We start from the raw sequence: 23,906 nt of genomic DNA on the forward strand, positions 1-23,906 counted from the left end.
ATTTCCGTAGGCCGCCAATGATCGCGGGTGATCGGCTTAGTCGTTGTTTCTATTGATCTTCCGCGACCTTGACATGGTAGGGGTCACAGGTTCGAACCCTGTACCGCCCACCACTTCAGTCCCGGAGACTGTCGTGGCACAACAGAAAAGCCAGCCCTCGGGTTGGCTTTTTTGCTATGTGCATTTCCTGACAGCACCATGCATGCCGCACTGATACCCGGCATTGCGTTCGCCGTCGACACTCAGGGTTTCCTGGGTGGCGCGCATGCGGCGAGTGCTACACACCGATGGCACGGCTGTGCGCCTCTCGCTCCCGATCTTCGGCAAGGCGTGTGTCGTTGCGCTGTTGGCAGGCATCTGCACGATCATTTTCTCGCCTCGGCTGCTGCCGCAGGGGTGGGGCGTTGCTGCGGCAGCGTTCGGAATCCTGCTCTGGGTCCTGCCCTCCCGCCTGCGCCTGCTCGGTGCTGCTCTTTTCGGTCTCGGCTGGGCCGCGGTGCACGGCCACGCCGGGCTCGCGCAGCAGCTGCCCCCCGGTGGCCCGCCGGTGGACCATGCGCTGCACGGACGGGTGATCAGCCTCCCCGACCACGGTCCCGGTGGCACCCGCTTCCGTTTCCGGGTGGATGATGATCCGGCGATGCCAGGCGAACTCCGCGGGCGGGATCTCGCCCTGGGCTGGTACGACGGATTCCGGGGCGCAGCGGATGACCGCCGTCGCACGCTCCAGGCCGGCGAACGCTGGTCGCTCAGCGTGCGCGCCCGGCCGCCGCGCGGGCGGGTGAATCCGGGCGGGTTCGATGCCGAGGGCTATGCGTTGCGGCAGCGCGTCGCCGGTAGCGGCTACGTACGTGAGCCCGCCCAGGCCCATCCATTGGCCGAGCCGAGCGGGTTGCCGGCGTGGCGGGAGCGCATGGCCGATGCGATTGCCAGGGCGGTCAAGGGCGATGGCCGCCGCTTCGTCCAGGCGCTGGCACTGGGCGATACCCGCGGCCTCAGCCAGGCGGACTGGGACGACCTGCGTGCGCTGGGCGTGACTCACCTGGTGGCGATTTCCGGCTTCCATGTCGGCGTGGTCGCTGGCGTCGCCGCGGTGCTGGCGGGCGGGCTCTGGCGGTGCCTGCCGATAGTCGGCCTGTACGTACCGCGCCCGATGGGCGCCGCGGCCGCGGCGGTCGCAGGTGCGGCGCTGTACGCCGCAGCGGCCGGCTTTGCACTGCCAACGGTGCGCACCGTGCTGATGATCGCGGTGGTAGCGGCGGCGCGCTGCAGCCGGCGGCGGGCGACGGTGGCGCAGTCGCTGTCCCTGGCGGCGCTGGCGATGCTGGTGTTCGACCCGCTCGCGGTCCTTGCCCCCGGCTTCTGGCTCAGTTTTGCCGGCGTGCTGTGGCTGATCTGGTGCCTGCCCGGGCGTGAGACGAGCTGGCTGCGCGGCTTTCTGGGCGCGCAGGGCGTGGCGACCGTGGCGCTGTTGCCGTTGACCGTGGCGCTGTTCGGCCAGGCCTCGCGCGCCGGCCCGCTGGTGAATCTCGTGGCGATTCCGTGGTGGACGATGGTGGTCGTGCCGCTGGCCCTGCTGGGCACTGCCTTGGAGGCGCTGCTCGAGGGGGCCGGGCGCTGGCCCTGGCAGCTGGCGGCGTGGTGCTTTGAAGCGAGCTGGTGGCTGTTCGGCCATGCCGCGCGCAGTGAGCTGTCGCTGTGGTGGCTGCCGCAGGCCAATCGCTGGGCGTTGATCTCGGCGGTGTTCGGTGTGTTCTGGCTGCTGCTGCCGCGCGGCAGTGGCGGCCGGGTGCCCGCGCTGCTGCTGTGCCTGCCGTTGCTGTGGCCGGCGCGGCATGGCCCGGGCGAGGGTGAGGTGGAACTGCTGGTGATGGATGTGGGGCAGGGCCTGGCGGTAGCGGTGCGCACGCGCCGCCACACGCTGCTGTATGACACCGGGCCGGGGGCCGACGACGGCTTCGATGCCGGCGAGCGCATCGTGGTGCCGACCCTGCGCGCGCTGGGGCAGGGCCGGCTGGACCGGATCATGATCAGCCACGACCACCGTGACCACACCGGTGGGTTGCGCGGGGTGCGCCGCAGCTTTCCCGGTGCGACGCTGCAGGCACCGCCCGGTGCCCTGCGTGGCCGCGCAGTGGCCTGCCATGCCGGTCAATCATGGCAGTGGGACGGGGTGACGTTCCGGGTCCTGCATCCGCCACCCGATACACCGCAGTCGACCAACGACAGCAGCTGCGTGCTGCGGATTGAAACCGGGCAGGGGGCGGTCCTGCTGGCCGGCGACATCGAGAAGCGCAGCGAGGCCCTGCTGGTCCAGCATGCAGGCGCGCTGCTGGCGGCCGAAGCGGTGGTGGTCCCGCACCATGGCAGTGCCAGCTCGTCCACGCCGGCCTGGGTGGCGGCTGTCGCGCCGCGGCTGGCGATCGTCTCGGCTGGTCACCGCAACCGCTTCGGCCATCCGCGTGCCGAGGTGGTGGCGCGTTGGCAGGCTGTGGGGGCCGAAGTGCTCAACACGTCCGAGAGCGGCGCGGTGCGCGTCTGGCTCGGGCGTGAAGGCCTGCAGGTACGTGAACAACGGGTTTTCGAGCGGCGTTGGTGGGATGCCGCGGAGCGGAGCCGGTCGGCTGCTATCCTATCGGCGATCAAACAGGCGGCCGCTGGGCCGGAGGATTGAAACGTGTGGGAACTGGTCAAGGCCGGTGGCTGGCCGATGCTGCCGCTGCTGCTGTTGGGCGTACTGGCTTTGGCAATTGTCCTGGAGCGTTTCTGGACCCTGCGGCGCAATGAAGTCCTGCCCCCCGGGCTGGGGCAGGAAGTGCGCAACTGGGCCGCGCGCGGCAAGCTCGACCCGAGCCATATCCAGTCGCTGCGCGGCAATTCGCCGCTGGGCGCGCTGCTGGCCACCGCGCTGGAAGCACGCAATCGCCCGCGCGACCAGATCCGCGAGCGCATCGAAGATGCCGGCCGGCATCTGGTTCACCGCATGGAGCGGTTCCTGAACGCCCTGGGCACGATCGCCTCGGCCGGCCCGCTGCTGGGCCTGCTCGGCACGGTGGTCGGCATGATCCAGATGTTCATGGGCATCCTCGACCACGGCGTGGGCGATGTGAATCAGCTGGCCGGCGGTATCGGCAAGGCGCTGGTCTGCACCGCGACCGGCATGATCGTGGCGATTCCGGCACTGATGTTCCATCGCTATTTCAAGGGCCGCATCGCCGGCTACGTGATCGAGATGGAGCAGGAGGCCTCGGCCCTGCTGGATGCACTTGATGGTCGTCCGGGCGTGATGAACAACGCGCCGCGTGCTGCCGGTGCCTCGGCCGGCGCCACACCCGTCACGGTCAAGGGCTGACGGATGCGCATCCGCAATGACCGGATCCAGGACGAGCCACATATCGATCTGGTTCCCCTGATCGATGTGATTCTCGTCCTGATCATCTTCTTCGTGGTTACCACCACTTTCGATGCGCGTTCGACGCTGCAGCTGCAGTTGCCGACCGCCAGCCAGCAGGACACCACCGAGCCGCCGCGCTCGCTGAGCGTGCTGGTCAATGCCGAAGGGCGTTACTTCATCAACGATCAGGAAGTGCTGCGCACCGACGTGGAGTCGGTCAAGCAGACGATTGCCGCTGTTGCCGGCAGTGATCGGGAACAGACCGTGCTGTTGCGCGCCGACGCGCGCACGCCTTACCAGGCTGTCGTCACGGCCCAGGATGCCCTGGGTCAGCTGGGCTTCCGCCGCATCGCCATCGCTACCGCGCCGGAGGTGCGTCCATGAGCAAGAAACATTCCCCCGTCTGGCCGATCTACAAGCGCCTGCTCGGCTATACGGGCGCCTATTGGGTGTTCATGGTCGCCGCCGTGGTCGCGATGGTGGTCGAGGCCCTGGCCGGCTACAGCTTCACCAAGTTGATGGAGCCGCTGGTCAACCGGGGCTTCGTCAACCCGGAGCCGCGCATGGCGGTGATCCTGCCGCTGACCATCCTCGGGTTGTTCATGATGCGCAGCCTGGCCACCCTGGTCAGCGATTACGCGCTGGCCCGCACCGGCCGCAGCGTGGTGCGCGACCTGCGTGAGCAGGTGCTGGAAAAGTACCTGCATCTGCCGTCCTCGCATTTTGATGCCGAGGCCACGCCGGTGATGGTCAGCCGCCTGAACTTCGATACCGAGCAGGTCACCCAGGCCAGCGCCGATGCGCTCAAGACCCTGGTGGCCGATACCCTCACCATCATCGCCATGCTGGTGGTGATGCTGCAGATGAGCGTCAAGGTCACCATGGCGATGCTGGTGGTGGTGCCGCTGATCGGCGTGATCGTCTCGATCGTCGGCAAGCGCTACCGCCGCATCAGCCGCGGCATCCAGGATGGCATGGGCGGCATGGCGCAGACCGCCGAACAGTCCCTGGCCGCACAGCAGGAAGTGAAGGTGCATGGCACCCAGGCGCACGAGATCTCGCGCTATTCCCGGCTGGCCAACCGCATGCTCGGCCTGAACATGAAGGTCGAAACCACGCGCGCGCTGGCCTCCAGCACAGTGCAGTTCCTGGCGGCATTGGCGCTGGCGGTGATCGTGTGGGTGTCCACCCGCGAGGCGCTGGCCGGCAAGCTCAACGCAGGCCAGTTCATGGGCCTGATGACCTCGATGATGGCGATCATTCCGTCACTGCGTCGCCTGACCAGTGTGCAGACCTCGATCTCACGCGGTGTGGCCGCGGCCGAGCGCCTGTTCGGGATTCTGGACATGCCGGTCGAGCGCGACGAAGGCCTCCAGCGGATCGGCCGTGCACGGGGTGAGCTCGCGTTCGAACACGTGATGCTGCGCTACCGCGAAGACACCGGCATCGCGTTGGACGACATCAGTTTCGTGGCCAAGCCGGGCACGGTGACGGCGATTGTCGGCCGCTCCGGCAGCGGCAAGACCAGCCTGATCCGGCTGGTGCCGCGCTTCTACGAACCCAGCGGCGGCCGCATCACGCTGGACGGCGTGGCACTGGATGATTACCCGCTGGCGGACCTGCGTCGCCAGGTGGCGATGGTCGGGCAGAAGGTCATGCTGTTCGATGACACCGTGGGCGCCAACATCGCCTACGGCATGGAGGCCACCGAAGCGCAGATCCGCGCCGCGGCCGAAGCGGCCAATGCGTGGGAGTTCATCGCGCGCATGCCGCAGCAGCTGCAGACGCCGGTCGGTGAGAACGGTGCGCTGCTCTCCGGCGGCCAGCGCCAGCGCCTGGCGATCGCCCGCGCGATCCTGCGCGATGCGCCGATCCTGATCCTGGATGAAGCCACCGCTGCGCTCGACAACGAATCCGAGCGCCTGGTGCAGGACGCCCTGCAGCGCCTGATGCCCGAGCGCACCACGCTGGTGATCGCCCATCGCCTGTCCACCATCGAACATGCCGACCAGGTGCTGGTGATGGACCATGGCCGCATTGTCGAACGTGGCACGCACAACGAACTGCTGGCGCTGGGTGGCCTGTACGAGCACCTGCACAAGATGCAGTTCCGCGAAAGGCAGCCTTGATGGCAGGCAAGGGCACGCAGACGCCGTCGTACTGGTATGACGGCAGCGCCATTCCGTTCCTGGCGCGCCTGGCGTCACCGCTGTACGGCGCGGCGATCGCGCTGCGCCGGATGGCGTATCGCCGTCGCTGGCTCAAGCGGCATTCGCTGCCGGTGCCGGTGGTCGTGGTCGGCAACGTCACCGCCGGTGGCACGGGCAAGACGCCACTGACGATCGCCCTGGTCAACCGCCTGCGCGAAGCCGGCTGGAAGCCGGGGGTCGCCAGCCGTGGCTATGGCCGCGAGGATGCAGGTACGCCGCGTTGGGTGCTGGCCAGTACCGATACCGCGGTCGGGGGTGACGAGCCGGTGTTGATCGCCTGGAAAACCGGCGTGCCGGTGCGCGTCGATGCGGACCGAGTGGCCGCGGGCAAGGCGCTGGTCGAAGCGGGCTGCGACATCATCGTCTGCGATGACGGCCTGCAGCACTACCGGCTGGCGCGCGATATCGAAATCGAAGTGGTCGACGCCCAGCGTCGCTACGGCAACGGTCGTCTGATTCCCGCCGGGCCGCTGCGCGAGCCGGCCAGCCGTGCGCGCGACTGCGATTTCCGCGTAGTCAACATGGGCCAGGCCAGCGATGGCACCGAAGCGCAGACTGCCTGCGGCTTCGGCGAATGGCCGATGCAGCTGCGCATCGACAGCGCGCAGCCATTGCAGGGCGGCCGTGCGCGGCGCCTCTCGCATTTCCAGGGGCAGCGCGTGCATGCCGTGGCCGGCATCGCCAACCCGCAGCGCTTCTTCGACATGCTGCGCGCGCACCGCATCGGCGTGGTGCCGCATGCCTTCGCCGATCACCATGCCTACCAGCCCGCGGATCTGCGCTTCGGCAGCGAACTCCCCGTGCTGATGACCGAGAAGGACGCGGTCAAGTGCAAGGCCTTCGCGACCGAGTGGCACTTCGCGGTGCCGCTGTCGGCCGAGTTGCCCGCCGCGTTCTGGATCAGCCTGCTGGATCGCGTCGAGAAGCTCGGCAAGCGTTGACGGGCCCGGTGCCGGTTACGGCACACTGAGGCCCTGACTGCATTCCTTTCGTACAGGTCATCCCCCATGAGCGCTTCCGTCGAGTTCGTCGTCGCCATTCCCGCCCGTTACGCTGCCTCGCGGCTGCCGGGCAAGCCGTTGCGCCTGCTCGGTGGCGAACCCTTGGTGCTGCGCGTAGCGCAACGGGCGCTGCTCGCCGGCGCGCGCGAAGTGTGGGTCGCCACTGACGATCAGCGCATCGCCGAGGCGCTGCAGGGTCTGGCCGATGTGCGCGTGGCGATGACCTCGACCGCACATGCCTCCGGCACCGATCGGCTCGCCGAGTGCGCCGCGCAGGCCGGCTGGTCCGACGACACCCTGGTGGTGAACCTGCAGGGCGATGAGCCGTTCGCCCCGGCCGAGGGCATCCGTGCCGTGGCCGAAGCCCTGGTCTACAGCGGTGCGGAGATGTCCACGCTGGCCACGCCGGTCGAAGACGCCGAAACCCTGTTCGACCCGAACGTGGTCAAGGTGGTGCGCAAGCAGAATCTGGATGCGCTGTACTTCAGCCGCGCGCCGATTCCGTGGCACCGCGATGCCTTCGCCCGCTCGCGCGACACGCTTGCCGGCCCACACTGGCTGCGCCATATCGGCATCTACGGTTACCGCGCCGGCTTCCTGCGCCAGTTCGCCGCGCTGCCGCCGGGCACGCTGGAGCAGCTGGAGTCGCTGGAGCAGCTGCGCGTGCTGGAAGCGGGGCACCGCATCAGCGTGGCCCTGACCCCGGCCGAGTTCCCGCCCGGCATCGATACCCCGGACGATCTGGCGCGTGCCGAAGCCTGGTGGGCCGCACATCCGTGACCGTGGCACGACGGTTGCATGACGCGTAGTCCGGCATAATCGGGGCATGAACGTCCAGCCCGTCCAGGATCTTCCCGAATTCGCCACCTGGCTCAACGCCACGCCCACCACGCTGGCCGAGCTGCAGGGGCGGCCGGTGGTGCTGGCCTTCGTCAATGCCGCCTCGGTGTGGTGCGCGCAGCGGCTGGCCGAGCTGGCCCAGTGGCAATCGCGCAACCCCGGCAGGCTGCAGTTGCTGGTGCTGCAGGTGCCGCGTTTCGATGGGGAACGTGACCCCGAGCAGTCCCTCAAGCTGCTGCGCCGGCAGGGGCTGACCGCCCCGGCCCTGCTGGATGCGGAGTGGGATGGCTGGCGCCGCTTCGGCGTGACCGCGTGGCCGACCCTGGTCCTGCTCGATGCCCAGGGGCGCGAGCGCGACCGTCTGGTCGGTCTCGGCGGGGAGCTGGAACGCGCGCTCACGGCGCTCTGCGAAGGGAGCTCGCGGCCGTCCGATGAAGAGCTGCACGGTGCCCGCGAACTGAGCCCCGAGCCGCGCCTGCCGCTGCGCTTCCCGACCGGCCTGGCGGTGACCACCGAGCGCCTGTACATCGCCGATACCGGCCATCACCGCGTGCTGGAGTGCAGCCATGGCGGCCGTGTGCTGCGCCAGTTCGGCATGGGGACCGCCGATTTCATGGATGGCGACCAGGCCCAGGCGGCCTTTCACCATCCCCAGGGCCTCGCGCTGGAGCGCGAATGGCTCTACGTGGCCGACACCGGCAACCATGCCCTGCGCCGCATCCATCTTCTTTCCGGGCAGGTCGATACGCTGTGCGGCACCGGCCGCCCCGGCGAGCCGATCGAAGGGCCGGTGGCCGATCCGCGCCACACCGCCCTCAACCACCCGCAGGGCCTGGCCGTCGCCGACAACCAGATCCATATCGCGATGGCCGGCGACAACCGCATCTGGAGCTATCACCTCGGCCAGCGCAGCCTGCAGTGGCGCGCCGGCAGTGGCGCCATCGATGAGCGCGACGGCAGTGGCCATATGGCAGCCTTCGCGCAGCCGTGCTCGGTCGCGGCGGTCCAGCAGGTGCTGTACGTCTGCGACGCGCTGGGCTCGTCGATCCGCGCCATGCAGCTGCGTGGCGATCTGGTACAGACGCTGGTCGGGCAGGGGCTGTGGACCTTCGGCGAACAGGACGGCCCGCGCACCTCGGCGCTGCTGCAGTACCCGCAGGCGATCGCGCTGAGTCCGGATGCGCCGCTGCTGTGGATCGCCGATGCCGGCAACGGCCGCCTGCGCACGCTGCGCCTGGGCGGTGGTGAGCTGAGCACGCTGGAGCTGCCGCGACGCCTGCATGGTCCGGCCGGCCTGGCGCTGGGCGGCGGTGCGGTCTGGATCGCCGAGACCGATGCCCATGCCGTACTGCGATTCGACCCCGTCAGTGGTGTCCTGAGCGACGTGCCGATCAACGAATGACTGTTACTTCCGCCCCCGCCTTCGATGGCAAGGCATTTGCGGCCCACCTGAGCACCGCCCCCGGCGTGTACCGCATGTACGCCGCCGACGACACGCTGCTGTACGTCGGCAAGGCGCGTGCGCTGCGCAACCGCGTGGGCAGCTATTTCAACGGCACGCCCAAGACCACGCGGATCATGTCGATGCTCTCGCAGGTCGCGCGCATGGACGTGACCGTGACCCGCTCGGAGGCCGAGGCGCTGCTGCTGGAAAACCAGCTGATCAAGTCGCTCTCGCCCCGTTACAACGTCTCCCTGCGCGACGACAAGACCTATCCGCACGTGCTGCTGACCCGTGAGCAATGGCCGCGGATCGCACTGCACCGTGGCCCGCGCGCGGTGCCGGGGCGTTACTTCGGGCCGTACCCCGGCGTCACCGCCGTGCGCGAAACGCTCAACCTGATGCACAAGCTGTTCAAGCTGCGCAGCTGCGAAGACAGCGTGTTCCGTAACCGCTCGCGGCCCTGCCTGCAGTACCAGATCGGCCGCTGCAGCGCGCCCTGCGTGGAGCTGGTGGCGCCGGACGATTACGCCGAATCGGTGCGCCGCGCCTCGATGTTCCTGGAAGGCAAGAGCGATCAGCTGGCGCGCGAACTCGGCACCCAGATGCAGGCCGCCAGCGAAGCACTGGAATTCGAGCAGGCCGCGCGCCTGCGCGATCTGATCGCCTCGCTGCGCAGCATGCAGACTCGCCAATATGTAGACGGCCGCGCGGCCGATCTGGACGTGCTCGCCTGCGCCACCCAGGGCGCCAGCGCCTGCGTGCTGCTGCTGGCCTTCCGTGATGGCCGCAACATGGGCACGCGTCCGTTCTTCCCGCGCACCAACGGCGAAGAAAGCGCTGACGAAGTGCTGGGTGCCTTCGTCTCCCAGTACTACGCCGAGCACGCGCCGCCGCGCGAGATTCTGCTCGACCGCGAAATCCCGGATGCCAGCCTGATCGAATCGGCGCTGAGCGCCTCGGCCGAGCACAAGGTGCAGCTGCGCTGGAACGTGCGCGGCGAGCGCGCCGGGTATGTCGAACTGGCCGCACGCAACGCGCAGATCACCCTGGTCACCGAGCTGGGCAGCCGCACTGCGCAGCACGCGCGCAGCGAAGACCTGCGGCAGATGCTCGGCCTGACTGAACCGGTCAAGCGCGTGGAGTGTTTCGATATCAGCCACACCATGGGCGAAGCCACCGTGGCCTCGTGCGTGGTGTTCGATGCGGCCGGCCCGGTGCGCAGTCAGTACCGCCGTTTCAACATCAGCGGCATCGAGCCCGGTGATGATTACGCCGCCATGCACCAGGCGATCGAACGGCGCTTCCGTCGCGCGGTGGAGGAAGATGCGGTGCTGCCCGATCTGTTGCTGATCGACGGTGGCGCCGGCCAGTTGGCCCAGGCGCAGTCGGCGCTGGCCGATCTGGGCGTGGAAGGGGTGATGCTGGTCGGTGTGGCCAAGGGCGTGGAGCGCAGGGCAGGGCACGAAGCCCTGGTGCTGCCGGATGGGCGCGAACTGCGCCCGGGCGCAGCGTCGCCGGCCCTGCAGTTCATCCAGCAGGTGCGTGACGAGGCCCACCGCTTTGCCATCACCGGCCACCGCGGGCGCCGCCAGAAGGCCCGCATGACCAGCAAGCTCGAAGATATCCCCGGCATCGGCCCGCGCCGGCGGGCCAGCCTGCTCAAGCATTTCGGCGGCCTGGTCGGCCTGAAAGCCGCCGGCGAAGCGGAAATCGCGAAAGTGGACGGCATCAATGACGCCCTCGCTGCGCGTATCTACGCTAACCTTCATGGACTGCCTACGCCCGATGCGGCGGGCGAGTAGAGAGACGCAATGAAGTTGACCCTCCCCACCTGGCTGACCCTGCTGCGGATCGTGATGATCCCCGTCCTGGTGCTGGTGTTCTATCTCCCCTACAAGTGGACCAATTTCGCCTCCGCGGCGATCTTCGGCCTGGCCGCGCTCACCGACTGGCTCGACGGCTGGATCGCCCGCCGTTACGACCTGCAGTCCGCGTTCGGTGCGTTCCTCGACCCGGTCGCGGACAAGCTGATGGTGGCCGTGGCGTTGTTCCTGATCGTGCAGGGCCATCCCACCGCGTGGATGGCGGTGTGGGCGGCCGTGATCGTCGGCCGCGAGATTGCCGTGTCGGCACTTCGCGAATGGATGGCCGAAATCGGCCAGCGTGCCAAGGTGCGCGTGGCGGTGATCGGCAAGGTGAAAACCACCGCGCAGATGGTCGCCCTGTTGTGCCTGCTGTATTCGGTCGCCCCGCACACCCCGATGCAGGACATCTGGATGGGTACCCAGGTCTTCCACATCGGTGACTGGACCCTGGCGATCGCCTCGATCCTGACGCTGTGGTCGGGGCTGCAGTACCTGCACGCGGCGTGGCCGAGCCTGCGCGAAGACGAGCGCCTCGCGCGCGAGAACGCCAAAGCAAAAAAGAATGCATAAGGGCTGTTGACAGCCCCTCGTTTGGCTGTAGAATTTCGCCTCCCAAGCGGGAATAGCTCAGTTGGTAGAGCGCAACCTTGCCAAGGTTGAGGTCGCGAGTTCGAGTCTCGTTTCCCGCTCCAGATACCGCATTGCATCGTGATCCGTCCCGATGCGATGCAACGAAAAAAGCGACCTTCCGGGTCGCTTTTTTCGTTTGTGCGTGTGCAATCTCAGTGGCGCTGCCCGATCCGGACATCGCACCACGTGCGGATGTCCTCGCGGTCGAACCCGGGGCAGCGGTTGTTGATCGGCAGGTACAGGTACAGCGCCTCGTCCAGATGCACGAAGTGGTAGTAGTTCGTGCGGTCTTTGCCATACAGCCAGTAGTTCGATGAGCCCTGGTTGATGACGTAGGGCTCGAACCAGAGGATGGAGGACTCAGCGGGCATCACATTGCTTCTGTCGGTCAGCATCAGCCAGGCGTTGGAGAAGGCGTGGGTCGTTGCACCCAGCAGGAGGATGGCCACGACCAGGCTGATCGCGGTCACGATGACGACGCGGGCGGTACGGGAACGGCTTGGCATGGCCGGGGAGTTCCAAAGGCGGCGAGGGGGCTGCGCCAGCGCACTGGCAGGCGTCGGGGCAGATCGGACAGGCGCACGGACATGCTGCGAAAAGGATGTTGACGACGTGAAGGAATTCCGACAGAATAGCGCTCCTTCGACGCAGGTCGAGGGGCCGACAGCCTCCAGCGCCTCAGGGTGCGGTGCCGTTGGGGCAAGCGAAAGTCTGCGGGAATAGCTCAGTTGGTAGAGCGCAACCTTGCCAAGGTTGAGGTCGCGAGTTCGAGTCTCGTTTCCCGCTCCAGATTTCGACAGGGCCCCCTTGGGGCCTTGTTTTTCTCCGCAGTGGCACGCGGGCATCCGGTCCGGAAGCATCGGCCGGGATGTGAAAAAAAGTGTGAAAAGGCTGGTGTGTTTCGAGTGGTTTCGGTAACATACACGCTTGATTTTGCGGGAATAGCTCAGTTGGTAGAGCGCAACCTTGCCAAGGTTGAGGTCGCGAGTTCGAGTCTCGTTTCCCGCTCCAAATCCTGACCAGGCCCCGTTCTCGGGGTCTTGTTTTATCGGGGCACGCAACACGCCTTCGATGATCGTAGGGTCACCGGCCTGGTGGCAGAGTGGTCATGCAGCGGACTGCAAATCCGCGTACGCCGGTTCAATTCCGACCCAGGCCTCCAAATAGAAAGTAGCCCAGAGCCCGCGAAAGCGGGCTTTGTGCGTTGTGGGCCTCCATTCAGTTTCGGAGGCAAGAGGCGACAGGGTCTACACAACGCGCTTCGTATGCTGCGGCCGTCCATATTGGCAGCCTTATGCAGACACAAAAAGCACGCGTAGCGACGGGTATCGAAGGCCTCGACAGCATTCTGGGCGGGGGCTTCCCGCAAGGGCGGCTGTACCTGCTCGAGGGGCCGCCCGGCTCGGGCAAGACCACGCTGTCCCTGCAGTTCCTGCTGCATGGGCTGACCAAGGGGGAGCGATGCCTGTACATCACACTCTCCGAAACGGCTGACGAACTACGGGAAGTCGCCCATGCCCACGGCTGGTCACTGGAGGGCCTGGATCTGTTCGAGCTGGCCTCGGCCGAGGAAGCGCTGGGCGACGGCCGGATGCAGTCGGTACTGCACTCCTGGGAGGTCGAGCTGGATGAGACGGTCAAGCTGATCCTGGGCGAGGTGGAGCGGATCAAGCCCCACCGGGTAGTGTTCGATTCGCTCTCCGAGCTGCGCTTGCTCTCGCAGGATCCGCTGCGCTATCGCCGGCAGATCCTCTCGCTCAAGCAGTTCTTCGCGCCCAAGAGCGCGACGGTGGTGCTGGTCGATGACATGACCGCCTCCGGTGAAGAGCGCGATGGCCAGTTGCACAGTCTGTGCCATGGCGTGGTGTCGCTGGAACGGCTCACGCTGGATTTCGGCCCGGCCCGCCGGCGGATGCATGTGCAGAAACTGCGTGGCGTGAACTTCACCGCCGGTTACCACGACATGACCATCCGCGAAGGCGGCCTGGAGGTGTTCCCGCGCTTGATCGCTTCGGACCACCACGCCACGTTCAACGGCACGCCGATCAGCAGCGGGGTCGGGGAGATCGACAGTCTGCTCGGCGGCGGACCGCTGCGGGGCACCAGCACGCTGCTGACCGGCCCGGCTGGCAGCGGCAAGACCAACGTGGCACTGCAATATGTGTGGGCTGCCTGCGAGCGCGGTGAACACTGCTGCATCTTCGAATTCGATGAGCGCATCGGCACCTTGCTGGCGCGCGCCGAGTCGCTGGACATCGACCTGAGCAAGCACTTGGCGTCGGGCCTGCTGGAGATCCAGCAGGTGGATCCGGCCGAGATTTCACCGGGCGAGTTCGCCTGGAACATGCAGCGTGCGGTCGAGGAACGTCACTGCCGTCTGCTGGTGATCGACAGCCTCAACGGTTACGTCACCGCGATGCCGCAGGAAAAGCAGCTGATGCTCCAGCTGCATGAGATGCTCTCCTACCTCAACCAGAACGGCGTGGCGACCATCCTGATCAATCCGCAGCACGGGCTGGTCGGTACCATGTCCACGGGCAATCTCAACGTGTCCTACATTGCCGACTCGGTGGTGCTGTTCCGCTTCTTCGAATCGCAGGGGCGGATCCGCAAGGCGATCTCGGTGATCAAGAACCGCGGCGGTGCGCACGAGAACACGATCCGCGAGTTGAAGATCGACGGCAAGGGCATCTCGCTCAGTGCGCCGCTCAATGAGTTCAAGGGCATCCTGACCGGCACACCGGAATTCGTGGGCAATACAGCGCATCTGCTTGGCCACACCCGTGCGGACTGACGCCGCGCCCGGTGGGGTGCAGATCTTCGCACCGTTCGGGCGTGATGCGCACAGCATCGCTGCCGTGCTCAGCGCCGCCGGCGTGCCGACCACGATCCACGACAGCCTGGCACGGCTGGCCGAGGCGCTCGATGATGACGTGGGCGTCGTGGTGGTGACCGAGGAGGCCGTGGCGAAGGGCACTGCCGCCCTGCTCGAGCCCCTGTCCCGGCAGCCGTCGTGGTCCGATATTCCCTTCATCCTGCTGCGCTCGCCGCGCTCGCAGAAACGCCCGCTGGCCGATGCCGGCCTGAAGCTGGCGATCAACATCATCGAACTGGACCGCCCACTCGGCAGCAGCTCGCTGCTGAGCTCGGTGCGCAGTGCACTGCGCGCGCGCGACAAGCAGTTCCTGGTGCGTGACCAGATGCGGGCGCTGGCCGATGGGCGTGCCGCGCTGGAACGCAGCGAGGCCGAATTGCGCTTGGTCGCTGATGCGATGCCGGTGCTGATCGCCTTCATCGACCGCGACCTGCATTACCGCTTTGCGAACAAGGCCTATGAAGCCTGGTTCCAGCGTCCGGTATCGGAGGTGATCGGCAAGCGCGTGCCGGAGGTGTTCGGGGAAGAGGTCTGGACCAGTCGCCGCCCTTTGATCGAACGTGCGCTCGCCGGCGAACACATCGTGTTCGAAGCCAATTGGCCGTTCAGTGACGGCCGCCGGCGCGATAGCGAGATCCGCTACTCGCCGCGCTTCGATGCGGACGGCGCGCCGGATGGATTCCATGTATTCGTCACCGATGTCACCGCCTCCAAACTGGCCTTGGAGACCAGCCAGCAGCACGCGCTGGACCTGGAGGCGATGGTCGCCGAGCGCACCGCCGAACTGGAACGCCAGATGGCGGCGCGCGAGGCCAGCGAAGCGGCCCTGCGCCAGTCGCAGAAGATGGATGCGATCGGGCAGCTCACCGGTGGCATCGCGCATGACTTCAACAACATGCTGACCGGCATCCTGTCCTCGTTGGACATCATGCGCATGCGCGTGGACATGGGGCGCATGGAAGGGTTGGAGCGTTTCCTGGATGCAGCGACGGCCTCCAGCCAGCGTGCGGCCGCGTTGACCCAGCGCCTGCTGGCATTCTCGCGCCGGCAGTCGCTGGATTCGAAAACGGTGGAGCTCAACGCGCTGGTCGGTTCGGTCCAGCACCTGCTGCGCAGCACCCTCGGCGAGAAGATCCGCATCCAGATGGCGACCAGCGATGCCCCGCTGCGCGCGAACCTGGACAGCAACCAGTTCGAAAGTGCGCTGTTGAATCTGGCCATCAACGCACGTGATGCGATGCCTGAAGGGGGCGAGCTGATCCTGCGGACCTCGCACGTTTTTGCCGCCGATGGCGAGCTGCCGACCATTCCGGCGGGCGAGTACGCCGTGGTGTCCGTCTCCGATACGGGTACCGGCATGCCACCGGAGGTGGTCGAACGGATCTTCGAGCCGTTCTTCACCACCAAGCCGATCGGCAAGGGCACCGGCTTGGGCATGTCGATGATCTACGGTTTCATGCAGCAGTCCGGCGGGCACATCACGGTGGATTCCGCGCCCGGGCAGGGCACGACGGTGTCGTTGTTCATGCCGGTGGTGCACGATGCCGCCGAGGATGACGAGGCGCCCAACGCACAGCCGGTGTCGCTCGGTGCCGGCCAGTCGATCCTGGTGGTGGAAGACGACGAGCAGGTCCGGATGCTGGTCACCGTGGTGCTGGAAGATCTCGGCTATACCGCCGAAGTAGTGGGCGATGCCGATGGCGCCATTCCGATTCTGGGCTCGTCGAAGAAAATCGATCTGCTGATCACCGATGTCGGGCTGCCTGGCCTCAACGGACGCCAGCTGGCTGAAATCGCACGGCAGTCGCGCCCGTCATTGCCTGTGCTGTTCATGACCGGCTATGCGGAAAAAGCACAGGAGCGCTCGGCGTTTCTGGATAACGGCATGGCCATGATCGCCAAGCCGTTCCTGCTCGATGCGTTCAGCGAGGCGGTACGCAGTTCGATGGCCACGCCTCAGTAAATGGTGCCGCCGATATGGAGCAGCGAAAGCAGTACAGCCGCGCGAGTTTCGTTTTAATGCTGTTCTGAACGCTTCAGCCAGTCGCTTTATTTAGGTACCTGAAAGTGCCAGCATAGAGGTTTGACGTGTTGGAGTTTACCCATGCCCCTTTGCGCGATCGCGTATGTCAGCGACGTTGCGGGCCCGCTGTCGGCCGAGCACCTCGATGCACTTGTTGAGGATGCCATCCGCTTCAACAGCCTGGCCGGGGTCACCGGTGTGCTTCTCTGTGACGGCAATCGTTTCCTGCAGTATTTCGAAGGCCCGGATGACGGGGTGTCGGCCGTGCATGAGCGCGTGCTGCAGGCCCGCAGCCATCGCAACATCCGCAAACTGGGCCATGCACGCGTGCCTGGGCGTTATTTTCCGTACTGGAGCATGCGCTGGCTCGGCGTGGAGCCGACCCTGATCGAGGTGTTGTCGGCCGGAGACTGGGAGGCGTTTGCCGATCGCATTGCAGGCCGACCGCCGGCGGACAGTGCGATGGAACGGTTGATGCAGTTCGTTGCGCCGCACCTGCCTGAGCGGGTGGGCATGCAGGACACCCGCTCGGCGGCGGAGTAGTTCGGCTGCGCCCGTGGTTTCTCCCGGGGGCGATGTGGCCGGCAGTGGATTATCCGGCGTGCCGCGCTGACATATTGCTGTCAATACGCGCCCTGCATGATGCGGGCAGGGCGACGGGCGTAATATGAACGGTTCATCATGGACGCGGCCTTTGCCCTTCGGATAATTGACTTAATGAATGGGCCGTGCAAATTTTAAGTGAACCCGAAGTGAATCCACCCCTAAGGGGGTTTTGTCGTCCCTGAAGCAAGCAAGTCCCACGGAGGTCGTATGGAATACGGCGAACATGACTTGGCTGACGGAGTGCGAACCGAGCTGGAAGCCAGCTACGTGAAACATGGCTGCGGCCCGGAATTCTGGTCCACCTACCAGCGTGTGCTCGAACGTCTGGTCCCACCCGCGCAGGGCACCGCGCGAACCCGTGTCACCAATGAGCTGGCGTTGATCATCGAACAGTTGGGGATCGTGCGGCGCGCCCAGTTGGTGCCGCCGCGCAGCGTACGCCCACGCGCGCGCTGAAACCGGGTCGGGGGACCGGGGAAACGATACGGGGACAACCGCCAACGCGGCGCCACTACAGGTGATGAAGGCCGATGGCCAGCAGCGCCAACAGCGTGCCGGCGGCCGCGAGCGTGCGCGGGCGGACCCAGCGTGACGGGCGGTGCTGCATGGCCGATGGGCGCGCATAACGGAGCAATCCCGGTGGGAACTGCCAGGCACGCATGCGCGCGTCGCAGGCATCCTGGCAGTCGCCACAGCCGATGCAATCGGCGTTCGGCCCGGCGCGTACGTCCAGCGCCATCGGGCAGACGCTGACGCAGTCCCCGCAATCCAGACAATCGCCGAGTCGATCGGCGCTGAAGTGCGGCATCGGGCCGGCGATAGCCTCGTGCGCGGCGCGGAACGCATAGTCGCTGGCGCTGGTGGGGTCGAGCAGTCCGCGGCCGCGCGCCTCGATCCCACCCAGCCCCGCCACGCGCGGGCCACGCGGTTCACCGCGACGTGCGTGGTAGTGCATGCGCGGGGTGTCGCTGTCGCAGAACATGCCGTGGATGCGCGCATACGGGCACAGCTCGCGGCAGACATGTTCGCGCAGGAAGCCGGCATTGCCCCAGGTGGCTGCCGCATAGAAGACGATCCAGAACGTTTCCCAGCCACTCCAGGCGGGTGGCCAGGGTGTACCGACCAGGCCGTGGATCGGGCTGAAGAAGCCCACGAAGGTGATGCCGGTCCACGCGGCCACCAGCAGCCACAGCAGATGCTTGACCGTACGCGCGGCGCCGGTGGCCGGCAGCCAGCGCGCGGTGCCGTGATCGATCCAGCGGAACAACCGGCTCCACAAGGTCTGCGGACAGGCGTAGCCGCACCAGAGCCGCCCGGCCAGGTTGGTGAGCAGTACCAGCGCGGTGGCCAGCACGGCGGCCAGACCTAGCAGGAGGCCGACGTCGTGCGGCCAGAGCGTCCAGCCGAACAGATCGAAGCGGCGCGCGGTCAGGTCGAACAACAGCGCTTGCCGACCCTCCCAGCGCAGCCAGGGCAGGGCATAGAAACCGGCCAGCAGCAGCGCGGACAGCAGCGGCCGCCAACGCAGTGGCGCGCGTCGCGCCGGGGCAGGGGGTGCGGGCGAGGTATCGACAAGATGCAGGGCGAGGCGGTCTGTCATGGTCACCCCAGCGGCAGATCATCGTCGTCGCTGGGCATCGGGCGCAGCAGGTACCAGGTAATCGTGCTGGCCGCGGCGGTGACTGCCCAGAACATGAAGAACCCCAGCGTATAGCCCAGTTCGCGGCTGATCTGGTGTTGCGGGAAGCTGATGTCGCGCAGGCGCAGGGGGTCAACGAAGGCGAAGAACACCACGCTGGCCAGGCCGGCCGCCACGAAGCTGGGCCACAGGATGGCGCCCCATTGCTGGATCAGCCGTCGGCGGCTGCCGTCGGGCGGGTCGTGCAGGTCGTTCATTGCGGCCACGGTCAGGAGGAGGGGGCAGGGCACGGCTATACTTCGCGCCGACCGGGGGCCGGGATCGCGGGTGCGCGCGTCCTGTCGAGTTCCCAGACTAGAAGGCTTGGCCACTGGCTTCATTGATCCTGATCAAGGCGGTGGCAGGCTCTGCCGCCGATGCTGGGCGTTGCTGCCCGAGGATGTTCATGCCCGATCCCACTGACAACGCGCTGCCCAATCCCGCGCTGGACCTGTGCAGCGAACAGGAGGTCACCCGCCTGGTGCATGACTTCTACGCGCGCGTCCGCGAGGAGCCGCGCCTGGGCCCGGTGTTCACGGCGCGGATCCACGATTGGGATGCGCATCTGGCCCAGCTGGTCGATTTCTGGTCGGCGATGCTGCGCGGCACGCGGCGCTTCAAGGGCGCGCCGATGCCCAAGCACATGGCCATGGATGAGCTCGACCGCGATCTGTTCGACCGCTGGCTGGCCCTGTTCCGGCAGACCACCGCCGAATGCGGCAATCCACCGATGCAGCGGCTGGCCGACGATGTGGCCGAGCGGATCGCCGACACATTCTGGCGTCGCTTCCAGATGCTGCGCTGGCCAAGCCTGCCGATGGCTGGCCGCCCGGGTGTGAATTGATCTGACGCAATGCGTGCGCACCCGCGCACGCGCAAGCTGGCGGCATGGATACCTTCTCGCCTGCCGCCGCCGGGCTCGCCTGGCACTTTGACCCCGAGCTGCTACGCCGCCACGACCGGCCTGGCCCGCGCTACACCTCCTATCCCACCGCGCCGCATTTCCATGACGGCTATGGTGAGCTTGCGCTGCGCGAGGCCATCGTGGACAGCAACCAGCTTGGCCGGCCGCTGTCTCTGTATGTGCATGTGCCGTACTGCAGCAGCCCGTGCTTCTACTGCGGCTGCAACCGCGTCATCACCCGCGACCAAAGCAAGGGCATCAGCTATGTGGCCCGCGTGCTGAGCGAGGCGGACCTGATGGCGCCGCAGTTCGATCCGGCGCGCGAAGTGATCCAGCTGCATCTTGGCGGTGGCACGCCGAACTTTCTCGCACCGGCGCAGATGCGCGAGTTGATCGATGGGCTGCGCCAGCGCTTCAACTTCAGCTCGGCCGCCGCCCGCGACTTCTCGATCGAACTGGACCCGCGTTTCGTCAGCCGCGATGACATCGCGGTGCTGGCCGAGCTCGGTTTCAACCGCGCCAGCCTGGGGGTGCAGGACTTCGATCCGGACGTACAGAAGGCGATCAACCGCGAGCAGGGTGTGGAGGCCACGCTGGAGATCCTGCGTGCGTGCCGCGAGCACGGGCTGCGATCGGTCAATGTCGATCTGATCTATGGCCTGCCGAAGCAGACACTCGCCGGTTTCGCGCAGACGCTGGACACTGTGCTGCGTGAGCGGCCGGATCGCCTGGCGGTGTACGGCTACGCTCACCTGCCAAACCTGTTCCGCGCGCAGCGTCAGATCGCCGATGCGGACCTGCCCAGCCCCGAACAGAAACTCGCGCTGCTCGGCCTGGCCGTGCAGCGGCTCTCTGATGCGGGCTATCAGTACATCGGCATGGACCATTTCGCGCTGCCCGAAGAAGACCTGTCGCGTGCACAACGCGCGGGCCAGCTGCACCGCAACTTCATGGGCTACACCACACACGCCGATACCGATCTGGTCGGTCTGGGCGCCAGTGCGATCAGCCATATCGGCGCCACCTACAGCCAGAATCCGCGTGAACTGCCGGCCTGGGAGGCGGCGGTCGATGCAGGGCGCCTGCCGGTCTGGCGGGGTCTGCAGCTGGATGAGGACGATGTGCTGCGCGCCGATTTGATCGGGCAGCTGATGTGCCACGGTGAAGTGGACGGTGCCGCCCTGGCGGCACGGCATGGGGTGGACTTCGAGACGTATTTCGCCGATGGCCTGCGCGCGCTGGCCGCACTGCAGGCCGACGGCCTGGCCGACTATGCGCAGGGCGTGGTGCGCGCCAGTGAACGCGGGCGCCCGCTGCTGCGGCTGCTGGCGATGTGCTTCGACCGCTATCTGGCCCAGCCGGACCAGCCGGTGCGGTATTCCCGGGCGATCTGAGCGTCGCGGCATCGGCGCGCATGCATTCCAAAAACCGGTGCGATCAGGCACCCTATGCGCGCCGTTGCCCGGGTGGCGAAACTGGTAGACGCATCGGACTTAAAATCCGCCGGGGGCAACCCCATGCCGGTTCGATTCCGGCCCCGGGCACCACACTGTGGTGTTGTATCTCCCCGCGATCGCGGGTCGAGGCCTAGCAGTACCGCTCCTCATCATCGTCCCTTCGATCGTTCCCGGTCGCCGTGGCCCTGTGCACATGCGCCGGGTACTGCGCTGCGTGCGTGCGTGTGTCCGCACAACTGTGGAACGCCGTCCGCCGCGCCCTGATGCCCCGGCGAATTTCTGAAGTCGGTCACAGAACTGAGATTTATCCGAAGAAGTTGTCTCACAAGACTGTCCCGACGGACATCACGGTGCCGGGCGATTGACGCTGGCTCGCCGACATCGCGGCGTGTTGCTGCGCAGCAAAAAATGGCCGCCCGGCGTCAATGCCAGATCTTTGGCGGGCGGTGCGAAAACATCGCGGAGATTAAGTGCGATCCGCGGAATTCCATCACGGAATCAGCCTCCCGCCACGCTTGATCATTGACTCAAGCTATTAATCGTGCAGCCGCAATTGGGTTCCTGATGTCACTCGTGACGATATAGCGGACGCAATGCAATGGACTATGTGAGAAATCTGAAAGTGGGCAGCAAGCTGGCGCTGGGCTTTGGGCTGCTGTTGGTGCTGTTGGTCCTTTCCTCGTCGTTGGCCTTGTACCAGGCCGCCGGGATCGGGCAGCGCGTGATGGAGATGGAGACCAACAACCGCAAGGTGCAATTGCTCTCGTCGATGCGGCGCAGCAATTTCCAGAATGAAACGAACCTGCGTGACCTGATCCTGGAAGGGGAACAGCGCACGCCCGCGATCCTTGCGCGGATCCAGGCAGTGCGCGAGGAGTACGCCAGCGCGCGTACCGCCCTGGATGCGATTCCCCACAATGCAGAAGGGATGCAGGCCAAGCAGGCCATCAAGGAGGCCCAGGACGCGGCGGTGGCGTTGCACAACCGCATCATCGAGCACGCCAGTGCCGGTGAGGACGAGGCGGCGGTCGCCTTGCTGTATGGCGAGGCCGGGCCGTTGATGGCCGCGCGCGCGGCCTCGATCCAATCGGCGGTGGAGCTGCAGGAGCGACGCAACGGGGAAGGGGCGGCGGCCATCAATGACGCCATCCAGGCATCGCGCACCTTGCTGATCGTCTTCGCGGCGGTTGCGTTGCTGGCCGGCGGCGGCATGGCCTGGTGGATTACCCGCAGCCTGGTTGGCCCCCTGCGCCGGGCGATGGAGGTCTCGCGTTCGATCGCCGAAGGGCGCTTCGACACCGTGGTGGGTGCGCGCAGCCGTGACGAGACCGGGCAGCTGCTGTCCAGCATGGAGGACATGACCACGCGGCTGCGTGCGTTCTCCACCGCGCAGCAGGAGATGGCGCACCGGCATGATCTGGGCGAGCTGGACCACCGCATCGATGCGGGCGCCTTCCCCGGTGATTTCGGGCGCATGGCCAGCGGCACCAACGCCCTGGTCGGGAGCAGCATTGCGTTGACGCAGAAGATCATCGACGTGGTGCGCAATTACGCGGTGGGTGACCTGACCGAGGACCTGGAGGCCCTGCCTGGCGATAAAGCGCGCTTCACCGAAGCGATGGCTACGACCAAGCAGAATCTCGCTGCGATCAACGGCCAGATCCACCGCCTTGCCTCGGCCGCCGCGGCGGGCGACTTCAGTCAGCGCGGCGATGCCGATGCCTTCGAGCATCAGTTCAAGGTGATGATCGAGCGCCTGAACACGATGATGCATATCAGCGATGACAACCTCCGGCAGCTGTCAGCGCTGCTCAAGGCGATCGCCTCCGGCGACCTTACGGTGCGGATGGATGGCGAGTTCCAAGGCGTGTTCGCGCGGATGCGGGACGATGCCAACAGCACCGTCGGGCAGCTGACCGGCATCATCGGCAGCATCCAGTTCGCAGCGGGCAGCATCAATACGGCGGCGGTGGAGATTGCCAGCGGCAACAGTGACCTGTCGCGGCGCACCGAGCAGCAGGCGGCCAACCTGGAGGAAACCGCGGCCTCGATGGAAGAGTTGACCTCCACCGTGCGGCAGAACGCCGAGCACGCGCGCCAGGCCAACCAGCTGGCGATCGGTGCCGGCGCGGTGGCCTCCGAAGGTGGCCAGGTGGTGCAGGAGGTGGTCTCCACGATGCGCGGGATCGAGGCTTCGTCCAAGAAGATCGCCGACATCATCACCGTGATCGACGGGATCGCGTTCCAGACCAACATCCTGGCCTTGAATGCGGCGGTCGAAGCCGCGCGAGCGGGCGAGCAGGGCAGGGGCTTTGCGGTGGTGGCCAGCGAGGTGCGCACGTTGGCGCAGCGTTCTGCGGCGGCGGCCAAGGAGATCAAGGGATTGATCGAAGATTCGGTGGACAAGGTGGCCGTCGGTGCGGGGCTGGTCGACAAGGCCGGGGTCACCATGACCGAGATCGTCACCTCCGTGCAGAAGGTCACCGACATCATGGCCGAGATCTCGGCGGCGTCGCAGGAGCAGTCCGCCGGTATCGAGCAGGTCAGCCAGACCGTGGTGCAGCTGGATGAAACCACGCAGCAGAACGCGGCGCTGGTGGAAGAGGCCACTGCCGCGGCCAGGGCGATGGAAGAGCAGGCGGTCGCGCTGTCGGGTGCGGTCGCGCGCTTCCGTCTGGCGGCGCAGCACGACGGACAGCGGCAGCCGCCGGCCGTCTCCACACGCGCGGTGTCATCGCCGGTTGCTGCATCGCCGCGGCCCGCAGCCAGCGTTCGCCCGGCCGGCGGGAGCGTAACGTCGCTGCCGTCGCGTTCGGCCGCGAACATCGAAGGGGATTGGCGCGAGTTCTGATCGCGCCGTGATCCGGCGCACGCTGTCGAGGTGATGCAACGCGAGGGCAGCCAATGGGCTGCCCTCGTTCGTGAGAGCCGCCAGTGCCGGCGCAACGCAAACTTTACGCAGCCGCCCGCGCGCCGCCG

The 23,906-nt window shown here is 66.7% G+C and carries 19 protein-coding genes and 5 tRNA genes; 21 read left to right on the forward strand and 3 right to left on the reverse strand.

Translation table 11 applies throughout. The features are described 5' to 3' along the window. Window positions 1-265 precede the first annotated feature (265 nt). The 10 genes from ACTT2I_RS05460 (at window position 266) to ACTT2I_RS05505 (ending at window position 11,446) form a co-directional block, all read left to right on the forward strand. Complete coding sequence (locus ACTT2I_RS05460; RefSeq protein ID WP_443096810.1) at window positions 266-2,674, forward strand: DNA internalization-related competence protein ComEC/Rec2; 2,409 nt, start codon at window positions 266-268, stop codon at window positions 2,672-2,674. Between the two features lie 3 nt (window positions 2,675-2,677). Next, on the forward strand, window positions 2,678-3,352 hold the full coding sequence (locus ACTT2I_RS05465; protein WP_088433215.1) for a MotA/TolQ/ExbB proton channel family protein: 675 nt from the start codon (window positions 2,678-2,680) through the stop codon (window positions 3,350-3,352). A gap of 3 nt (window positions 3,353-3,355) precedes the next feature. Next, a complete protein-coding gene (locus tag ACTT2I_RS05470) occupies window positions 3,356-3,778 on the forward strand; it encodes an ExbD/TolR family protein (protein WP_019183376.1) in 423 nt (140 codons plus the stop codon). Continuing rightward, on the forward strand, window positions 3,775-5,523 hold the full coding sequence (gene msbA, locus ACTT2I_RS05475; protein WP_421099598.1) for a lipid A export permease/ATP-binding protein MsbA: 1,749 nt from the start codon (window positions 3,775-3,777) through the stop codon (window positions 5,521-5,523). The genes ACTT2I_RS05470 and msbA overlap by 4 nt, the downstream gene beginning before the upstream one ends. Then, complete coding sequence (lpxK, locus tag ACTT2I_RS05480) at window positions 5,523-6,545, forward strand: tetraacyldisaccharide 4'-kinase (protein ID WP_088433213.1); 1,023 nt, start codon at window positions 5,523-5,525, stop codon at window positions 6,543-6,545. The genes msbA and lpxK overlap by 1 nt, the downstream gene beginning before the upstream one ends. A gap of 66 nt (window positions 6,546-6,611) precedes the next feature. Beyond that, complete coding sequence (gene kdsB / locus ACTT2I_RS05485; RefSeq protein ID WP_421099597.1) at window positions 6,612-7,385, forward strand: 3-deoxy-manno-octulosonate cytidylyltransferase; 774 nt, start codon at window positions 6,612-6,614, stop codon at window positions 7,383-7,385. A gap of 46 nt (window positions 7,386-7,431) precedes the next feature. Next, a complete protein-coding gene (locus ACTT2I_RS05490) occupies window positions 7,432-8,847 on the forward strand; it encodes a hypothetical protein (protein ID WP_421099596.1) in 1,416 nt (471 codons plus the stop codon). Beyond that, window positions 8,844-10,691 (forward strand): excinuclease ABC subunit UvrC, encoded by a 1,848-nt coding sequence (gene uvrC, locus ACTT2I_RS05495; protein ID WP_088433210.1) that lies wholly within the window; start codon window positions 8,844-8,846, stop codon window positions 10,689-10,691. The genes ACTT2I_RS05490 and uvrC overlap by 4 nt, the downstream gene beginning before the upstream one ends. A gap of 9 nt (window positions 10,692-10,700) precedes the next feature. Then, entirely contained in the window at window positions 10,701-11,324 is a 624-nt protein-coding gene (gene pgsA, locus ACTT2I_RS05500; protein WP_088433209.1) for a CDP-diacylglycerol--glycerol-3-phosphate 3-phosphatidyltransferase, read from the forward strand. Between the two features lie 46 nt (window positions 11,325-11,370). Beyond that, window positions 11,371-11,446, forward strand: a tRNA-Gly gene (locus tag ACTT2I_RS05505). 90 nt (window positions 11,447-11,536) lie between these two features. Here ACTT2I_RS05505 and ACTT2I_RS05510 read toward each other — a convergent pair. Then, window positions 11,537-11,890, reverse strand: coding sequence for a hypothetical protein (locus ACTT2I_RS05510; RefSeq protein WP_421099595.1), 354 nt, complete (start codon window positions 11,888-11,890; stop codon window positions 11,537-11,539). Window positions 11,891-12,097: 207 nt separating this feature from the next. On the opposite strand from ACTT2I_RS05510, the gene ACTT2I_RS05515 reads away from it, so the two are divergent. The 7 genes from ACTT2I_RS05515 to ACTT2I_RS05545 all read left to right on the forward strand — a co-directional run bounded on the left by ACTT2I_RS05515 (window position 12,098) and on the right by ACTT2I_RS05545 (window position 17,344). After that, window positions 12,098-12,173: transfer RNA gene (locus tag ACTT2I_RS05515), tRNA-Gly, on the forward strand. A 146-nt stretch (window positions 12,174-12,319) separates the two neighbouring features. Next, window positions 12,320-12,395, forward strand: a tRNA-Gly gene (locus ACTT2I_RS05520). A 77-nt stretch (window positions 12,396-12,472) separates the two neighbouring features. Continuing rightward, window positions 12,473-12,546, forward strand: a tRNA-Cys gene (locus ACTT2I_RS05525). Window positions 12,547-12,666: 120 nt separating this feature from the next. Then, a complete protein-coding gene (locus tag ACTT2I_RS05530) occupies window positions 12,667-14,178 on the forward strand; it encodes an ATPase domain-containing protein (protein WP_421099753.1) in 1,512 nt (503 codons plus the stop codon). Beyond that, window positions 14,168-16,222: a hybrid sensor histidine kinase/response regulator gene (locus ACTT2I_RS05535; protein WP_421099592.1), complete on the forward strand. Its 2,055-nt coding sequence runs from the start codon at window positions 14,168-14,170 to the stop codon at window positions 16,220-16,222. The genes ACTT2I_RS05530 and ACTT2I_RS05535 overlap by 11 nt, the downstream gene beginning before the upstream one ends. Before the next feature lie 141 nt (window positions 16,223-16,363). Next, window positions 16,364-16,825 (forward strand): BLUF domain-containing protein, encoded by a 462-nt coding sequence (locus ACTT2I_RS05540; RefSeq protein WP_293978941.1) that lies wholly within the window; start codon window positions 16,364-16,366, stop codon window positions 16,823-16,825. A gap of 270 nt (window positions 16,826-17,095) precedes the next feature. Further along, complete coding sequence (locus ACTT2I_RS05545; RefSeq protein WP_088433206.1) at window positions 17,096-17,344, forward strand: hypothetical protein; 249 nt, start codon at window positions 17,096-17,098, stop codon at window positions 17,342-17,344. A 55-nt stretch (window positions 17,345-17,399) separates the two neighbouring features. On the opposite strand, the gene ACTT2I_RS05550 is transcribed toward ACTT2I_RS05545, so the two are convergent. Both ACTT2I_RS05550 and ACTT2I_RS05555 read right to left on the reverse strand, forming a co-directional pair. Then, window positions 17,400-18,488: a 4Fe-4S dicluster domain-containing protein gene (locus ACTT2I_RS05550; RefSeq protein WP_421099591.1), complete on the reverse strand. Its 1,089-nt coding sequence runs from the start codon at window positions 18,486-18,488 to the stop codon at window positions 17,400-17,402. A gap of 2 nt (window positions 18,489-18,490) precedes the next feature. Continuing rightward, the gene (locus ACTT2I_RS05555) at window positions 18,491-18,784 is read right to left on the reverse strand and encodes a hypothetical protein (protein ID WP_088433204.1); all 294 of its coding nucleotides are present in this window, start codon (window positions 18,782-18,784) and stop codon (window positions 18,491-18,493) included. 182 nt (window positions 18,785-18,966) lie between these two features. Between ACTT2I_RS05555 and ACTT2I_RS05560 the strand changes: the two genes are divergently transcribed. From ACTT2I_RS05560 to ACTT2I_RS05575, 4 genes are all read left to right on the forward strand, one after another. Further along, window positions 18,967-19,410 (forward strand): group III truncated hemoglobin, encoded by a 444-nt coding sequence (locus ACTT2I_RS05560; RefSeq protein WP_088433203.1) that lies wholly within the window; start codon window positions 18,967-18,969, stop codon window positions 19,408-19,410. Window positions 19,411-19,454: 44 nt separating this feature from the next. Further along, entirely contained in the window at window positions 19,455-20,864 is a 1,410-nt protein-coding gene (gene hemN, locus ACTT2I_RS05565; protein WP_421099590.1) for an oxygen-independent coproporphyrinogen III oxidase, read from the forward strand. Between the two features lie 66 nt (window positions 20,865-20,930). Next, window positions 20,931-21,017 (forward strand) — tRNA-Leu (locus ACTT2I_RS05570). A gap of 508 nt (window positions 21,018-21,525) precedes the next feature. Beyond that, a complete protein-coding gene (locus ACTT2I_RS05575) occupies window positions 21,526-23,778 on the forward strand; it encodes a methyl-accepting chemotaxis protein (RefSeq protein WP_088433201.1) in 2,253 nt (750 codons plus the stop codon). The last annotated feature ends 128 nt before the right edge of the window (window positions 23,779-23,906 follow it).

The organism is Stenotrophomonas sp. PUT21 (genome assembly GCF_052232875.1).
GTDB classification, from domain to species: domain Bacteria; phylum Pseudomonadota; class Gammaproteobacteria; order Xanthomonadales; family Xanthomonadaceae; genus Stenotrophomonas; species Stenotrophomonas maltophilia_N.

Bases quoted from the DNA above. Each gene is read 5' to 3' on its own strand.
- ACTT2I_RS05460 (WP_443096810.1), top strand. From the start codon at position 266: ATGCGGCGAGTGCTACACACCGATGGCACGGCTGTGCGCCTCTCGCTC.
- ACTT2I_RS05470 (WP_019183376.1), top strand. From the start codon at position 3,356: ATGCGCATCCGCAATGACCGGATCCAGGACGAGCCACATATCGATCTG.
- msbA (WP_421099598.1), top strand. From the start codon at position 3,775: ATGAGCAAGAAACATTCCCCCGTCTGGCCGATCTACAAGCGCCTGCTC.
- lpxK (WP_088433213.1), top strand. From the start codon at position 5,523: ATGGCAGGCAAGGGCACGCAGACGCCGTCGTACTGGTATGACGGCAGC.
- kdsB (WP_421099597.1), top strand. From the start codon at position 6,612: ATGAGCGCTTCCGTCGAGTTCGTCGTCGCCATTCCCGCCCGTTACGCT.
- ACTT2I_RS05490 (WP_421099596.1), top strand. From the start codon at position 7,432: ATGAACGTCCAGCCCGTCCAGGATCTTCCCGAATTCGCCACCTGGCTC.
- uvrC (WP_088433210.1), top strand. From the start codon at position 8,844: ATGACTGTTACTTCCGCCCCCGCCTTCGATGGCAAGGCATTTGCGGCC.
- pgsA (WP_088433209.1), top strand. From the start codon at position 10,701: ATGAAGTTGACCCTCCCCACCTGGCTGACCCTGCTGCGGATCGTGATG.
- ACTT2I_RS05510 (WP_421099595.1), bottom strand. From the start codon at position 11,890: ATGCCAAGCCGTTCCCGTACCGCCCGCGTCGTCATCGTGACCGCGATC.
- ACTT2I_RS05540 (WP_293978941.1), top strand. From the start codon at position 16,364: ATGCCCCTTTGCGCGATCGCGTATGTCAGCGACGTTGCGGGCCCGCTG.
- ACTT2I_RS05545 (WP_088433206.1), top strand. From the start codon at position 17,096: ATGGAATACGGCGAACATGACTTGGCTGACGGAGTGCGAACCGAGCTG.
- ACTT2I_RS05550 (WP_421099591.1), bottom strand. From the start codon at position 18,488: ATGACAGACCGCCTCGCCCTGCATCTTGTCGATACCTCGCCCGCACCC.
- ACTT2I_RS05555 (WP_088433204.1), bottom strand. From the start codon at position 18,784: ATGAACGACCTGCACGACCCGCCCGACGGCAGCCGCCGACGGCTGATC.
- ACTT2I_RS05560 (WP_088433203.1), top strand. From the start codon at position 18,967: ATGTTCATGCCCGATCCCACTGACAACGCGCTGCCCAATCCCGCGCTG.
- hemN (WP_421099590.1), top strand. From the start codon at position 19,455: ATGGATACCTTCTCGCCTGCCGCCGCCGGGCTCGCCTGGCACTTTGAC.
- ACTT2I_RS05575 (WP_088433201.1), top strand. From the start codon at position 21,526: ATGGACTATGTGAGAAATCTGAAAGTGGGCAGCAAGCTGGCGCTGGGC.